17 protein-coding genes and 2 tRNA genes are annotated in these 13,404 nt (G+C 52.2%); 10 read left to right on the top strand and 9 right to left on the bottom strand.

The window, feature by feature from the left end:
• Window positions 1-126: 126 nt before the first annotated feature.
• The 3 genes from ABR39_RS23945 to ABR39_RS23935 form a co-directional block, all read right to left on the bottom strand.
• Window positions 127-214, bottom strand: a tRNA-Ser gene (locus ABR39_RS23945).
• A gap of 148 nt (window positions 215-362) precedes the next feature.
• Window positions 363-1,040: an isochorismatase family protein gene (locus ABR39_RS23940; protein WP_025755865.1), complete on the bottom strand. Its 678-nt coding sequence runs from the start codon at window positions 1,038-1,040 to the stop codon at window positions 363-365.
• A 14-nt stretch (window positions 1,041-1,054) separates the two neighbouring features.
• Window positions 1,055-1,921, bottom strand: a complete 867-nt coding sequence (locus tag ABR39_RS23935; protein WP_047349036.1) for a pirin family protein — start codon at window positions 1,919-1,921, stop codon at window positions 1,055-1,057.
• Window positions 1,922-2,030: 109 nt separating this feature from the next.
• Here ABR39_RS23935 and ABR39_RS23930 point away from each other — a divergent pair, with 109 nt between their 5' ends.
• Window positions 2,031-2,936: a LysR family transcriptional regulator gene (locus ABR39_RS23930; RefSeq protein WP_047349035.1), complete on the top strand. Its 906-nt coding sequence runs from the start codon at window positions 2,031-2,033 to the stop codon at window positions 2,934-2,936.
• A 242-nt stretch (window positions 2,937-3,178) separates the two neighbouring features.
• On the opposite strand, the gene ABR39_RS23925 is transcribed toward ABR39_RS23930, so the two are convergent.
• Window positions 3,179-3,266 (bottom strand) — tRNA-Ser (locus ABR39_RS23925).
• Between the two features lie 232 nt (window positions 3,267-3,498).
• Between ABR39_RS23925 and ghrA the strand changes: the two genes are divergently transcribed.
• The 4 genes from ghrA (at window position 3,499) to ABR39_RS23905 (ending at window position 6,413) form a co-directional block, all read left to right on the top strand.
• Complete coding sequence (gene ghrA, locus ABR39_RS23920; RefSeq protein ID WP_047349034.1) at window positions 3,499-4,437, top strand: glyoxylate/hydroxypyruvate reductase GhrA; 939 nt, start codon at window positions 3,499-3,501, stop codon at window positions 4,435-4,437.
• A gap of 84 nt (window positions 4,438-4,521) precedes the next feature.
• Window positions 4,522-5,259, top strand: coding sequence for a phosphatase (locus ABR39_RS23915; protein ID WP_047349033.1), 738 nt, complete (start codon window positions 4,522-4,524; stop codon window positions 5,257-5,259).
• A 20-nt stretch (window positions 5,260-5,279) separates the two neighbouring features.
• Window positions 5,280-5,834: a TorD/DmsD family molecular chaperone gene (locus tag ABR39_RS23910; protein WP_047349032.1), complete on the top strand. Its 555-nt coding sequence runs from the start codon at window positions 5,280-5,282 to the stop codon at window positions 5,832-5,834.
• Window positions 5,835-5,930: 96 nt separating this feature from the next.
• Window positions 5,931-6,413, top strand: a complete 483-nt coding sequence (locus tag ABR39_RS23905; RefSeq protein ID WP_131701719.1) for a DUF1097 domain-containing protein — start codon at window positions 5,931-5,933, stop codon at window positions 6,411-6,413.
• Between the two features lie 43 nt (window positions 6,414-6,456).
• Here ABR39_RS23905 and csgG read toward each other — a convergent pair whose 3' ends face one another.
• From csgG to csgD, 4 genes are read right to left on the bottom strand one after another with little or no spacing between them, the layout of a single operon-like run.
• Window positions 6,457-7,290: a curli production assembly/transport protein CsgG gene (gene csgG / locus ABR39_RS23900; RefSeq protein WP_047349030.1), complete on the bottom strand. Its 834-nt coding sequence runs from the start codon at window positions 7,288-7,290 to the stop codon at window positions 6,457-6,459.
• A 26-nt stretch (window positions 7,291-7,316) separates the two neighbouring features.
• Window positions 7,317-7,730 carry a curli production assembly/transport protein CsgF gene (gene csgF, locus ABR39_RS23895; protein WP_047349029.1) on the bottom strand — a complete coding sequence of 138 codons (414 nt, stop codon included), beginning with the start codon at window positions 7,728-7,730 and terminating at the stop codon, window positions 7,317-7,319.
• Window positions 7,731-7,753: 23 nt separating this feature from the next.
• Complete coding sequence (csgE, locus tag ABR39_RS23890; RefSeq protein WP_047349028.1) at window positions 7,754-8,143, bottom strand: curli production assembly/transport protein CsgE; 390 nt, start codon at window positions 8,141-8,143, stop codon at window positions 7,754-7,756.
• A 4-nt stretch (window positions 8,144-8,147) separates the two neighbouring features.
• The gene (gene csgD, locus ABR39_RS23885) at window positions 8,148-8,798 is read right to left on the bottom strand and encodes a biofilm master transcriptional regulator CsgD (RefSeq protein ID WP_047349027.1); all 651 of its coding nucleotides are present in this window, start codon (window positions 8,796-8,798) and stop codon (window positions 8,148-8,150) included.
• Between the two features lie 765 nt (window positions 8,799-9,563).
• Between csgD and csgB the strand changes: the two genes are divergently transcribed.
• From csgB to ymdB, 5 genes are all read left to right on the top strand, one after another.
• Window positions 9,564-10,019 carry a curli minor subunit CsgB gene (csgB, locus tag ABR39_RS23880; RefSeq protein WP_047349026.1) on the top strand — a complete coding sequence of 152 codons (456 nt, stop codon included), beginning with the start codon at window positions 9,564-9,566 and terminating at the stop codon, window positions 10,017-10,019.
• Between the two features lie 41 nt (window positions 10,020-10,060).
• Entirely contained in the window at window positions 10,061-10,516 is a 456-nt protein-coding gene (gene csgA, locus ABR39_RS23875; protein ID WP_025755853.1) for a curli major subunit CsgA, read from the top strand.
• 61 nt (window positions 10,517-10,577) lie between these two features.
• Window positions 10,578-10,910, top strand: a complete 333-nt coding sequence (csgC, locus tag ABR39_RS23870; protein WP_047349025.1) for a curli assembly chaperone CsgC — start codon at window positions 10,578-10,580, stop codon at window positions 10,908-10,910.
• A gap of 160 nt (window positions 10,911-11,070) precedes the next feature.
• Window positions 11,071-11,391 (top strand): hypothetical protein, encoded by a 321-nt coding sequence (locus ABR39_RS23865; protein ID WP_047349024.1) that lies wholly within the window; start codon window positions 11,071-11,073, stop codon window positions 11,389-11,391.
• Window positions 11,392-11,497: 106 nt separating this feature from the next.
• Window positions 11,498-12,040, top strand: coding sequence for an O-acetyl-ADP-ribose deacetylase (gene ymdB, locus ABR39_RS23860; RefSeq protein WP_045908290.1), 543 nt, complete (start codon window positions 11,498-11,500; stop codon window positions 12,038-12,040).
• Window positions 12,041-12,074: 34 nt separating this feature from the next.
• On the opposite strand, the gene mdoC is transcribed toward ymdB, so the two are convergent.
• Window positions 12,075-13,214 carry a glucans biosynthesis protein MdoC gene (gene mdoC / locus ABR39_RS23855; RefSeq protein ID WP_047349023.1) on the bottom strand — a complete coding sequence of 380 codons (1,140 nt, stop codon included), beginning with the start codon at window positions 13,212-13,214 and terminating at the stop codon, window positions 12,075-12,077.
• Window positions 13,215-13,404: the final 190 nt, after the last annotated feature.

Raw genomic sequence — 13,404 nt, 5'->3', positions numbered from 1 at the left:
ACGCGTAGGCCTGGTAAGCGCAGCGCCACCAGGCATGAAGAGCGCAGGGAGTTCCAGGGGCGAATCCCACGGTGGCGATCCAAAAGAAAAAAGCCCGTACTTTCGTACGAGCTCTCATCTCAAATATGGCGGTGAGGGGGGGATTCGAACCCCCGATACGTTGCCGTATACACACTTTCCAGGCGTGCTCCTTCAGCCACTCGGACACCTCACCATATTGTTTTGCTGCCTGACCGCTTGGGGGGGCAACGGGGCGCTACTATAGGGAGTTGCGCTAACACGGTCAAGCAGATTTTCAGCTTTAGTGCCTGTTCGGTTAAGCAATAATCAGCTCCACGGTTTTTACGCCGTGGAGCAGGGGATTAACGCTGTGAATCGAGCACTTCGCTGTTTTTAACCACTTCCTGCGCTTTGCCGTAGCTCTCAATCAGCAGCTGGTAAGCCGGGAAGATGTGGGTGTATACCTCAGCCCACTCTGCGGCATCTTCACGGTTCCATGTCCGCTGGATCTCAGAGGCTACCGCTGCCGTATCCATCGGCACTACGCCGGCCTGCACCACGCGCGCCAGGGTGATCTCCTGCGCCATTTTGCTGTAGGTGCCGGAGGCATCAATCACCGCAAAGACTTTATACCCGTCCGCCACCGCGCTGATCGACGGGAAGGCCATGCAGACGCTGGTGATCGTGCCTGCAATAATCAACGTCTTGCGTCCGGTCGCTTTTACCGCCGCCACAAACTCCGGGTTATCCCAGGCGTTGATCTCGCCTTTACGGGCAACATATTGCGCATGCGGCGCGTTGGCGTGGATCTCCGGAATAAGCGGTCCGTTCGGCCCTTGCGGGACGGAGGCGGTGGTGATCACCGGGATCTTCGCCAGGGTAGCGATCTTTGCCAGCGCTGCCGCACGGGCGCGCAGTTCCGGCATTGGCATATCGCCAACGGTCTGGAACAGACCGCTCTGGTGATCGATAAGCAGCATCACCGCATCGTTCACATCAATGACCGGACGTGCTCCATTAAAATTCGCAGGTGTAGACATTTTCTTCTCCTTTATTACGATCGGATCTGGCCGAAGCGGCCGGAGTTGAAATCACGAATGGCTTCGTTGATTTCGGTTTTACTGTTCATCACAAACGGGCCATAGCCCACGATAGGTTCATTCAGCGGCTCGCCGGCCATCAGCAGCACTTTTGCATCGCTGCTGGCTTCCAGGTGCAGTTTGTCGCCTTCCTGACTCAGGACGACCAGCTGGGCTTCACCCGCCTGAGCGGTGCCGTTCACCGAGACGCTGCCTTCAAGCACAACCAGCGCTGTGCTCCAGCCTTCAGGCTGATTGAGCGTGACGTGACTGCCCTGATTCAGGGTGATATCCCAGACGTTCAGCGGCGAGAAGGTGTGCGCTGGGCCGGTAACCGCGTCGTAGCGGCCGGCAATCACCCGCAGGGTGCCGCTGTTGTCCGGTAGCGTTACCACCGGGATCGCGTCCTTCGTGATGCTCTGGTAGCCCGGCGTCGCCATCTTGTCTTTCGCCGGCAGGTTGACCCAAAGCTGCATCATTTTCAGTTCCCCGCCCTTCTGCGAGAACGCGCTGGAGTGGAACTCCTCGTGCAAAATGCCTGCGCCTGCGGTCATCCACTGCACGTCGCCGGGGCCAATAACGCCGCCTTCGCCCGTAGAATCGCGGTGCTCCACTTCACCGGAATAGACGATGGTGACCGTCTCGAAACCCCTGTGAGGGTGCTGACCTACGCCGCGTTTTGCACCATCTGCGGGAAAGGTGTACGGGCCCGCGTAATCCAGCAGCAGGAACGGGCTGAGCGGCTCGCCGTGCGTCTGATAAGAGAACATTGAACGTACCGGGAAACCATCGCCAACCCAGTGCTGACGAGGAGCGGTATAAACGCCTGTTACGTTTTTCATGATTAACTCCTGATGTTCTGTTGATGTAATTAGCTTATATTCAGAGTTAATATCCCGGTAGATAGTGAAAATGGCATTCACTGTTCAGAAAATAGAACGATGAGGATTTATGCAGGATCTCAATGACTTCGTCTGGTTTGTGAAGGTGGTCGACTACGGTGGCTTTGCGGCGGCGGGAAGGGCGCTTGACCTGCCCAAGTCCAGGCTAAGCCGCCGGATAGCGCAGCTTGAAGAGCGCCTTGGCGTGCGGCTCATTCATCGCACAACCCGACAATTCACGGTGACCGAGGTCGGGCAGACCTTCTATCAGCACTGTAAAGCGATGCTGGTGGAGGCGGAGGCCGCGGAGGAAGCCGTGGCGGCGCTGCAGGCTGAACCGCGCGGCATCGTCAGGATCACATGCCCAATAACGCTGCTGCATGTCCACGTTGGCCCGATGCTGGCGCGATTTATGGCGCGCTATCCCGGGATCAATCTTCAGCTTGAGGCGACTAACCGGCGGGTAGACCTGGTGGGTGAGGGGGTGGATATCGCGATCCGCGTGCGCCCGCGGCCGTTTGATGACAGCGACCTGGTGTTACGGGTGCTGGCTGACAGGGGGCATTGTCTGGTCGCCGGTCCGGCGTTGATTCAACGCATGGGAGAACCGGTTGCCCCGTCTGAACTTAGCGCCTGGCCCGGGCTAAGCATGAATGAAGGTAAACATATCCATAAATGGGAACTGTCCGGCCCCGGCGGCGCCAGAGCGGAGATCCATTATCATCCCCGGCTGATCACCACCGATATGCTCGCGCTTCGTGAAGCTGCGATGGCAGGCATCGGCGTGGTGCAGCTGCCGATTTTGATGGTGAAGGATCAGCTGGCGTCGGGGGAGCTGGTTCGGCTGCTTGAGGCGTGGGAACCGCGGCGGGAAGTGATTCACGCCGTTTATCCCTCCAGACGCGGTTTGCTGCCGTCCGTCAGAACGCTGGTGGATTTTCTGACGGAAGAGTATGCGAAGATGGTGGAGGAGTAGCACTTCCCTCTCCCTTGGGGAGAGGGGTAGGGTGAGGGGCTCAGGCCGCACCGAGCTGCATATAGCACCGGGGGGGATTGACTCGCTTCGCTCGCCCTGCGGGCAGCCTGTTCGCTTCGCTCTCAGTCTGTCCAACTGGCTGTCGCCAGTTGTCGAACCCCGGTCGGGGATTCTCATCCCCCCCTTTCGGAGAATATAAAAGAAAAAAGCCCGTACTTTCGTACGAGCTCTCATCTCGAATATGGCGGTGAGGGGGGGATTCGAACCCCCGATACGTTGCCGTATACACACTTTCCAGGCGTGCTCCTTCAGCCACTCGGACACCTCACCATATTGTCATCCCGTTGTTACCGGGACGGGCGCTAATGTAAGGAAAAGCCGAACTGCCGTCAACTCACTTTTTCAGTAATTTAGCGCGTTTAGACAAACTTCAGACAACCTGATTCTTAAATGTGCTGAAAGCGCCTTTTTTATCAGCAACACAGACGCGCAATAAATTTGTTATGCTGACAATCCAGTTAAAAAGCAAAATAAATCAGCGCAATAAAAGGCAGGAATGACTATGGATATACTCTTCTATCACCCCACGTTTGATACGGCTTACTGGATCAAGGCGCTTACGGCGGCGTTACCCGGCGCACGCGTTCGCGAGTGGAAGCGCGGTGATAACGAACATGCAGACTACGCGCTGGTCTGGCATCCGCCGGTAGAAATGCTGCAGGGTCGTAAGCTGAAGGCCGTTTTTGCCCTGGGAGCCGGCGTGGATTCCATTCTGAGCAAGCTGAAGACCCACCCTGAAATGCTGCCGGAAGAGATTCCCCTGTTCCGCCTGGAAGATACCGGAATGGGCCAGCAAATGCAGGAATATGCCGTGAGCCAGGTGCTGCACTGGTTCCGCCGCTTTGATGATTATCAGGCCTTTAAGCAGCAGGCCCGCTGGGAGCCGCTGCCGGATTATCAGCGTGATGAGTTTACCATCGGCATTCTCGGCGCCGGCGTGCTGGGCTCAAAAGTGGCTGAAGCCCTTGCCCCGTGGGGCTTCCCGCTGCGCTGCTGGAGCCGCAGCCGCAAAGATTATCCGGGCGTGGAGAGCTTTGCCGGAACGGATGAACTCCCGGCCTTTCTGAACGGCACGCGCGTGCTCATCAACCTGCTGCCAAACACGGCGGAAACGGTGGGGATCATCAATGAAGCCCTGCTCGGCCAGTTGGCCGATGAGAGCTATCTGATGAACCTGGCGCGCGGGGTGCATCTGGTCGAGGCCGATCTGCTGAAAGCGCTGGACAGCGGAAAGCTAAAAGGTGCCATGCTGGATGTCTACAGCCGCGAGCCGCTGCCGGCGGAAAGTCCGCTGTGGGCACACCCGCGCGTGGCAATGACCCCGCACGTGGCCGCCGTGACGCGTCCGGCAGAAGCAGTGGCCTATATATCCCATACCATCAGCGAAATGGAAAAGGGCAACGCGGTCACCGGCCAGGTCGACAGACAGCGCGGCTACTGAGAGAAACCCGGCGTTCGCCGGGTTTTTGCTAATATTCGCCGCTGATAACTGCTATCCTTTGGAAAAACCGCAGAGGAGAGAATGATGTATCCCGTTGACCTGCATATGCACACCGTCGCCAGTACCCACGCGTATAGCAACCTCCATGATTATATCGCCCAGGCGAAGCTCAAAGGCATCAAGCTTTTTGCGATCACCGATCATGGCCCGGACATGGCGGATGCGCCGCACTACTGGCATTTTGTGAATATGCGTATCTGGCCACGTCTGGTGGACGGCATTGGGATACTGCGCGGCATTGAGGCGAACATCAAAAATACCGACGGTGAGATCGACTGCACCGGCCCGATGCTGACCTCCCTTGACCTGATTCTTGCCGGCTTTCACGAGCCGGTCTTTGCGCCCCAGGATAAAGAGACCAACACCGCGGCGATGATTGCCACCATTGCCAGCGGCAACGTACATATTATTAGTCATCCGGGTAACCCGAAGTACCCGATTGATATTCAGGCTGTGGCGCAGGCGGCTGCGAAGCACCGCGTGGCGCTGGAGATTAACAACTCCTCCTTTGTTCACTCGCGTAAGGGCAGTGAAGCCAACTGCCGCGAAGTGGCCGCCGCCGTGCGTGATGCGGGCGGCATGGTGGCGCTGGGCTCAGATTCCCATACCGCGTTTACGCTGGGTGATTTCAGCGAGTGTCTGAAAGTACTGGATGACGTTAACTTCCCGGAAGCCCAAATCCTGAACGTGACTCCGCGCCGCATGCTCGATTTCCTCGAGTCGCGTGGAATGGAACCGATTGCCGAATTTGTCGATCTTTAATTGTGTAATGGAATAAAAAAATGAATGAGTTCTCCATCCTTTGTCGCGTGCTGGGTACGCTCTATTATCGCCAGCCGCAAGACCCGTTGCTGGTGCCGCTCTTTACGTTAATTCGTGAAGGTAAGCTGGCGCAGAACTGGCCACTGGAGCAGGATGATTTACTGGAGCGTCTGCAAAAAAGCTGCGATATGCAGCAGATTGCGACGGATTACAATGCGCTGTTCGTCGGTGATGAGTGCCGCGTTTCGCCATACCGTTCTGCCTGGCAGGAAGGGGCAACGGAAGCGGAAGTCCGCGCTTTCCTCTCCACCCGCGGTATGCCGCTGACCGATACGCCAGCTGACCATATCGGTACGCTGCTGCTGGCCGCATCCTGGATCGAAGACAACGCCGGAGATGATGAGAACGAAGCCATCGAAACCCTGTTCGAAACGTACCTGCTGCCGTGGGTAGGGACTTTCCTGGGTAAAGTCGAAGCGCATGCCACCTCGCCATTCTGGAGAACGCTGGCTCCGCTGACCCGCGACGCGATCGCGGCTATGTGGGATGAGCTGGAAGAAGAGAATGAAGAGTGATTTAGATCACATAAATTCTGCAACGACTCATTTTGATTTGCACGTAATGTGCGGATGATCTCATTTCCATGGTGCGCTTCTGCTAAGATGCGCGCCATGAACATATTACTTTGTATCGCATTAACGACGGGCATTCTCTCCGGACTGTGGGGATGGGTGGCTGTGTCTCTCGGATTGCTCAGCTGGGCCGGGTTCCTCGGCTGCACGGCCTACTTCGCCTGCCCGCAGGGCGGCGTCAAAGGGCTGTTTATCTCAGGCTGCACGCTGATGAGCGGTGTTATCTGGGCGCTGGTTATCATCAAAGGCAGCGCGCTGGCACCGCATCTGGAGATGCTGGGGTATATCATGACGGGTGTCGTCGCCTTCCTGATGTGCATTCAGGCTAAGCATCTGCTGCTTTCATTTGTGCCGGGCACCTTTATGGGAGCGTGCGCGACCTTTGCAGGGCAGGGTGACTGGAAGCTGGTTGTCCCCTCACTGGCGCTGGGGTTGCTGTTTGGCTATGCCATGAAAAACAGCGGTCTTTGGCTGGCATCCCGGCGGGAAAAAGCGCAAAACATCACTGCGGTGAGTGAATAAAAAAAGGCGAGATAGGTATCTCGCCTTTTTTATACGCTTCCTGTCAGGATTCCGGAGGTACTGACATATCGCGGTATTTCACCAGTATCGGGTTCTGCACGTCTGCTTTGTTTTGCAGATCCCACAGCCCGCGATCGATACCGTCGTTGATTAAGAAGATCACGCCGGTTTCAATGGCTGACATCAGACACATCATGACCGGTTCGTTAGAGGTGTAGCCGATTTCACCCTCCAGCAAACGCTGGTAATCGATGAAGCGGAACACCCCGGCCTGCACTTCATAAGACAGTATGGTTTTGCTGGTATTCACCGAAGAGAGCACTTCACCCGTACTGACGTTGACCACACGCAGGTTTACGGCGATTTGGTCGAGCTGATACTGGGTATCTGCGCCGATACCGAAGTAACGTGCACCCGCACCGCCCGATTTAACGTTACTTTCGTAACCAATAATCGATCCTTCAATCATCACGTTTGCCGCCGCCAGCGATTGCAGAGGCGTCCGGTTATTGTCCGCGACGGTGCCATTTTCCTGTGCGGCACGGATAATTTTCCGTTCATTCAGCAGGTTCTGTAGCCCCTGGCGTTCCAGAGGAATAAACCAGTGCGAATCCTTGAGCGCGGTAACCAGCATGGCGGTGGCGCTTTGCGGCACTGCCGTGGAGAAGTTACTTGCCGGATAAGGCTTGAACTGCCCGGTTTCATCCTGAATGTTGTACACGGAGACAAATATTTTCCCCGTAGGGGAAGGTAAATGCGATAAATCACGATAACTCTGGGCCCGAGGCATTAATGTTGGTTTTGCAGCTTCTTTAGGTGGAGCAGTTAAACAACCGCTCAATAAGCACACTGCAACAAATATCAGGAAGCGCTGCATGATCGTTGTCCTTATTTTGTGGTTGTTTAGAAGTCAGTTGAGTTAGTTTGCAGGCCGGAAACCTGAATGGTGGAGGTTTTTCCGGTTTTACGATCGGTAACGTTCAACTGGAGCTGTCCGTCTCTGTTAGCGATGTCGACAATAAAGTCATTCGTCACCATTCGGCCGGGTTTGCCGGTATTAATGTTGGTCAGCAAACCGCCCAAAATCTGCGACTGGATAGCCTGAGTGAAGTTATCCAGCGCGGAGGGGGTATCCACGCCAAGATCCTTAAAGCTGGGATCTTTATAGGAGTTTTGCGCCTGAGCTTCATTCAGCAGGAACGCGCCGTTGTTAGGGTTACCACCAAAGTTGGGGTTACGGAACTGAAACGTCATATTTCCGGCCCAGCTTATAGGGGTTATTAGCATTATCGAAACAACTGCATATGCAATACGCATGACAGCCTCCGGATATCGGTTCGCTAGAACTCGTCTTTTGCTAAATCGCGGGTGCTTAATAGGGCTTTATCTATTTGCAGGCGATTAATAGCGTCTTCTGATTGTGCCAGCGCTAAGGCTACGTTTTTATCGAAGTCTATTTTGGTGGGGAATAAAAACGTTTGATATATAACGAACTGGTTAGCCGTTATTGTTATCCAACTTCCCCATCGTGCACTGGGCCGCTCGTTGATTGTTATATTTCCGGTATAGGTACTGTCCCATTTATCACTGAAAGCACGGTAAAAATTGTGCCCGACCGATGAGACAGTATGGTCTGTTAACAATCCAGGAACTTCGACCTCGACGGCCTGCAGGTTCCCGGCAGCGAGCAGAAAGCCCGCTGCGGCAATCCAACTCAAGGTGCGCTTCATGTGATTAACGCCTGAGGTTATCGTTTGCCCATGAAACCGCCTGAGTTCGGTTTTTAACAGCTATCTTCTTGAAAAGATTATAAAGGTGTGTCTTTACCGTATTTTCGCTGATAAATAACGAACGGGCGATTTCAATATTTGAAGCACCAATGCGCAATTTGTTCAGGATCTCTTTCTCGCGGTGCGTGAGCAGCGCTGACTCTGAACTGTTGTAGCGATAGTTTCCGGAGTGCGTGATGAGATAGCTGGCAAGCTTTTGCGAAAAATAACACTCTCCGCGCAATATACCTTGCAGGCCATCTACCACCCGATTTTCTTCTTCAGTGACGTAGAAAACGCCATTGATATGCGGCCAGCTTTCAATATCTCTGAACGGGTACTCGTCAGGCGTATTCAATAATAGCACGCGGATATTATTGTTTTTCCTGCTTAAAGTATCCTGCCAGTAATGGATAAGCTTTTTATCAGCTTCCATCATATCGAAAAGAATGATGCTGCCAGGTGCAATATCATCGAAAGAACGTTGAATATTATGCAATTTCCCGTTCAGTGATAAATTTTGCTTTAAATGTTGTAATAAAGCGGTCGCTTGCAAAGAAGGTTTTGTGATCAACAGTAATGTATGACCATGTAAACTATGGACTTCATTATACATGATGAAACCCCACTTTTTTTTGGCACCTGGCAGCCGTCCTCCTGTTTAAAAGAGGACCCCAGAAATACTGACAGATGATGCACTGCTGTGTGTAGAAACAAACCATAACCTCCGCAGGGAGGTAAATATAAAACCAATTTCGTACATCTAATTTCAATCTAGCTTTTACGAAGTTTAAAGCAAGTGTTAAACATGTAACTAAATGTAATAATCAATATTAACTTGTAAAATGACGTCGTGTTGAATGGCGGGATTTGATAAAAAAGTTGTACACATAAATATAGATGCACAGATTTTAAAAATCATACAAATATTTTTATTTGATTGATTATTAACATTATTTGATATTTTTTAATCGCATTAATCAAGTATGAGTTACTGATTATTTCTAAGTCCTCTAATGAGCGAGGCTTGAGCTTAAGAAAACAGGTCTCGTGTCACGTGATGAGGAAAAATGTTCTGGTGCCGTTACGTTTAAACAACGCGGGAAGACGCGTGGACAGCCTTTCCCCTGTTGTACAACCCGCTTTCAGCAAATGCGTTATAAAAAAATAAGCTGGCCTGATTAAAGTGATTTTTTCTAAAAATTACGACTTTGTGGTGACCTGATAAATAAAAATAAGCCGCGTGGGTGAGATATTTAAAATGTTTCAGCCGACATACTCTTCACCGTAACGACGCGTTAACAAAATACAAGTCGTTCTAACATGAAGCCATAGCTATACGGTGATGGAAATTTAAAATAGCCAGGTCCAGGGTGACAACATGAAAAACACATCGTTATTTATGATGTTTACATTACTGGGGGTGCCTGGGTTTGTAGCCGCAGCGAATTCAGATTTGGCTAACGCTGAATATAACTTTGCGGTTAATGAATTAAGCCGTTTGTCATTAAATCAGGCAGCCATTATTGGTCAGCAGGGCGTATTAAATGATGCGCAGGTTCGCCAGGGCGGTTCAAAATTACTGTCCATCGTTTCCCAGGATGGGTCAGGTAACAGAGCGCGAGTTGATCAATCAGGGACTTATAATTTTGCGTATATCTCTCAGAGCGGCTTCGCGAATGATGCTGATATTACGCAAGACGGATTTGGAAATAGTGCGAAAATTATCCAGAAAGGGTCGGGTAATAGAGCAAGCATCACGCAGTACGGTACACAGAAAACCGCAGTTGTAGTGCAAAAACAGTCGCAAATGGCCATTCGCGTTATTCAACGTTAGTTATTCGCGGCGACTTAAATCAATCCGATGGGGGTTTTACCATGAAATTTATCAAAGTGGCAGCTCTTGCAGCAATCGTAGTTTCTGGTAGTGCTATGGCCGGTCTTATTGATCAAGGTGGCTGGGGCCATGGACACGGTCACGGTCATGGCGGCTATGGCCCAAATTCAACCCTGAATATTTACCAGAGCGGTGGCGGTAACTCAGCTGTCGCCTTGCAGACTAATGCCAGAAATTCAACTCTGTCTATTAGCCAGAGTGGTGGCGGTAATGGCGCGGATGTTGGACAAGGTTCCGATGACAGCACCATTTCTCTGACCCAGAATGGTTTTGCCAACAGCGCTACACTTGACCAGTGGAACAGTCATGACTCCACTATGAATGTGAGCCAGTACGGTGGATTTAACGGTGCACTTGTTGACCAGACTGCCTCTAATTCTACTGTCAACGTTACCCAGATTGGTTTAGGTAACCACGCATCAGCTTATCAGTATTAATACTGAAATCTGTGCTACAAAAAAACAGGGCGTGCGCCCTGTTTTTTTTCGGGAGTTCATCATGAATACCTTAATTCTCCTTGCCGCGCTTTCCAGTCAGATAACCTTTAAAACGTCCCAGCAGGAAAATATGACCACCATTATTCCGCAGGTGATGCTGACGGAATCATGTGATTGTCAGGTCCAGATTGTCTCAGTGCGGGAAGGGCAGGGGGGACAAAGTTCTTCCCGACAGCAAAACACACTTTTTATCCCCGCTAATCAGACGATTGATTTGATGCGGTTGAGTTTAAATATTCACGCAGGCGACACGGTAAAAATCGTTGTCACCGTTTCTGATGGTAAATCGCTTCATCTATCACAGCAGTGGTCGCCAGCGGAGCGCTCGCTATAATCATTCACTAAATCAATGAGTTGAGAATGTGGCGGGGCTGTACCGTTGAGCTATGCTGATATCAGGGAGCAAGTCATTATGTTCCTTAACGTGAGACTTCGTTTGTCATAATGAAGTGCGTTTACCCCTCAAGGACGATTTTCATTGAGGAGTACCTGTAATGAATAACGCTTTCGCTCAGCTCGCGACGGGTCTGGGCCTGATTGTTTCTGCTTTAAGTTTTCCTGCATATTCAGCCACCTTTGCTGAGGGCGGTGTGATTCATTTTCGCGGTGCTATTGTCGCAGACCCCTGTGAAGTCACACCGCAACAGCGACAATTTGCCATGTCTTGCCCTGAAAATAACCGTATGCAAACGCGTATGGTCAGTTATGAAGAGGCGCTTAACGGCAAGGCGTCTGATTCAAACCTGGCGACGCTGAGCATGAAATACCTTAATCCTGAAAAAACGCTCGCGGTTGTCGAAATCCAGTATCGCTAATGCTCTCTCTTCCGTCCCTGGGCGGAAGAGGATTTTTTCTGATAGTTTTTTCTCCCTGACGCCACTGCGATACACTTAAAAAAAAGGCGGGTTGCAGAGGGGTTTTATGAAACCGCAAATTGAAGTTATCCATGGTGATATTACGACAATGCACGTCGACGTCATCGTCAATGCGGCCAATCCATCCCTGATGGGAGGGGGCGGAGTGGACGGGGCTATTCACCGGGCGGCTGGCCCTCAGCTGCTGGAAGCCTGTAAAACCGTACGGCAACAACAGGGCGAATGTCCTCCCGGTCATGCGGTGATTACGCTTGCGGGTGACCTGCCTGCCAGAGCGGTCATTCACGCCGTAGGCCCCGTATGGCACGGCGGCGATCGGCACGAAGCGAGTATTCTGGAAGAGGCTTACCGAAACTGTCTGCGGCTTGCCGCCGACAACGGTTACAAAACCATGGCGTTTCCGGCCATCAGCACTGGCGTGTATGGCTACCCTAAAGCGGCCGCTGCAACGATTGCCGTCGAAACTGTTTACCGCTATCTGTCGTTAAAACCGATGCCGGAGAAAGTTATCTTTGTCTGTTTTGATGAAGAAACCACGCACCTTTATCAACGGCTGCTGACCCAGCGCGGGCAGGAACTGGACACCTGAAGCAAACGCGGCGCACATTTGTGCGCCGCGTTGTTTATGAGGCTTTCGCCTGAGGTTTTCCTGAAAAGAGGAAACGCAGGAGCGGGATCCGCAGATGGATTTCGTAGAGCAGGATTGCAATCCCCACCACAAACACCAGGCCGGTAAAGAAGCCCAGCGTGTTGGAGGCGATATGCGGGGTGATGTAAGCCCCAAAGAACAGCGTCAACGGGTGATGCACCAGATAGATAAACAGCGATGCGTTAACGAAGTAGGTCACGCGGCTGGACTTGAAGTTCAGCAAACGGTGGCCCAGCGCGAATACCACATTCACCATCCACAAGCCCAGCAGCATGGTGATCACGCTTTCCGTTTCATACATCCAGGCGTCGCCGCTGCCGTAGCGCTGGTTCAGCAGATAGGCCGCGAACGCGAGAGTAGCCCCCAGCGCGCACCAAGGTGACGGGGTGGTAAACAGCGATTTAAGTTTCGGATGAATAAAGGCCAGCGCGCCGATTAAAAAGAACGGAATGTAGAACAGCGATTGCATGACCACGAAATTAAATAACCCATCGCTCAAAATCGGCGGATAGACGATAAACAGGGTTCGTCTCACGGCGGCATAGGCGATCCCGAGCAGCAAAAAGAGCACCGTCAGTTTGCCCATCGTGATGTTGGCGAAGAAGGTGTCGGCTTTATGACTCAAATGATGGCGCAGGCGGCTGAAAATAAACATGCTGACCGTTGTGAGCACCACCAGGACCAGCAGGAACCACAGGTGAGACACCAGCTCCCAGACCAGCGTATTGTACTTTTCGTACAGGGACAGATTTGGCCAGTTCTCCGCCTTGCCCTTGACGTATTGCAACATAATGAACTGCGGCAGCGTCAGCAGCGGAATGGCGGTCAGCATGGGGATCCCCACGCGCTCCACGCGCACCTTCCACCAGCGTTTGAGCGGGTAGCGCAGAAACAGCATGTAAGAGAAATAGCCGGATATGACAAAAAACACCTGCATACGGAAGGCGTGAATAAAGTCATTAAACAGCGTCAGCCACCAGGAGGGCATCTGACTATTAACATGCCAGGTGTGGCTGGAGTAAATCAGTGAGATGTGAAACGGGATCCCCAATAGCATCAGCCATGCCCGGATCGAGTCGAGGAAATATTCACGTTCTGTTGGTGATGTGCTCATATAACTTTGTGCATTCTCAGACTTTTCGTCTTATCCCTAAGACTCATAATGGTTACATTCGAAGGCAACCCTACACCAAGACCGACACCCTGTCTCCAGGATAAGCACGCAAAGTGAATAGCGGGTTCTTTCATTTGCTTATTCCATGAGCCAGCAGCTGAACAAAGCAGTGATAATGTTGTCGGATTGC

The sequence above is a fragment of the Enterobacter genomosp. O genome, from assembly GCF_001022965.1.
Classification (GTDB): domain Bacteria; phylum Pseudomonadota; class Gammaproteobacteria; order Enterobacterales; family Enterobacteriaceae; genus Enterobacter; species Enterobacter cloacae_L.
Note: the sequence above shows the minus strand (reverse complement) of the source record. Positions and strands in the feature narration are given on the sequence as shown.

Coding starts and splice junctions, on each gene's coding strand:
- ABR39_RS23940 (WP_025755865.1), bottom strand. CDS start 1,040: ATGTCTACACCTGCGAATTTTAATGGAGCACGTCCGGTCATTGATGTG.
- ABR39_RS23935 (WP_047349036.1), bottom strand. CDS start 1,921: ATGAAAAACGTAACAGGCGTTTATACCGCTCCTCGTCAGCACTGGGTT.
- ABR39_RS23930 (WP_047349035.1), top strand. CDS start 2,031: ATGCAGGATCTCAATGACTTCGTCTGGTTTGTGAAGGTGGTCGACTAC.
- ghrA (WP_047349034.1), top strand. CDS start 3,499: ATGGATATACTCTTCTATCACCCCACGTTTGATACGGCTTACTGGATC.
- ABR39_RS23915 (WP_047349033.1), top strand. CDS start 4,522: ATGTATCCCGTTGACCTGCATATGCACACCGTCGCCAGTACCCACGCG.
- ABR39_RS23910 (WP_047349032.1), top strand. CDS start 5,280: ATGAATGAGTTCTCCATCCTTTGTCGCGTGCTGGGTACGCTCTATTAT.
- ABR39_RS23905 (WP_131701719.1), top strand. CDS start 5,931: ATGAACATATTACTTTGTATCGCATTAACGACGGGCATTCTCTCCGGA.
- csgG (WP_047349030.1), bottom strand. CDS start 7,290: ATGCAGCGCTTCCTGATATTTGTTGCAGTGTGCTTATTGAGCGGTTGT.
- csgF (WP_047349029.1), bottom strand. CDS start 7,730: ATGCGTATTGCATATGCAGTTGTTTCGATAATGCTAATAACCCCTATA.
- csgE (WP_047349028.1), bottom strand. CDS start 8,143: ATGAAGCGCACCTTGAGTTGGATTGCCGCAGCGGGCTTTCTGCTCGCT.
- csgD (WP_047349027.1), bottom strand. CDS start 8,798: ATGTATAATGAAGTCCATAGTTTACATGGTCATACATTACTGTTGATC.
- csgB (WP_047349026.1), top strand. CDS start 9,564: ATGAAAAACACATCGTTATTTATGATGTTTACATTACTGGGGGTGCCT.
- csgA (WP_025755853.1), top strand. CDS start 10,061: ATGAAATTTATCAAAGTGGCAGCTCTTGCAGCAATCGTAGTTTCTGGT.
- csgC (WP_047349025.1), top strand. CDS start 10,578: ATGAATACCTTAATTCTCCTTGCCGCGCTTTCCAGTCAGATAACCTTT.
- ABR39_RS23865 (WP_047349024.1), top strand. CDS start 11,071: ATGAATAACGCTTTCGCTCAGCTCGCGACGGGTCTGGGCCTGATTGTT.
- ymdB (WP_045908290.1), top strand. CDS start 11,498: ATGAAACCGCAAATTGAAGTTATCCATGGTGATATTACGACAATGCAC.
- mdoC (WP_047349023.1), bottom strand. CDS start 13,214: ATGAGCACATCACCAACAGAACGTGAATATTTCCTCGACTCGATCCGG.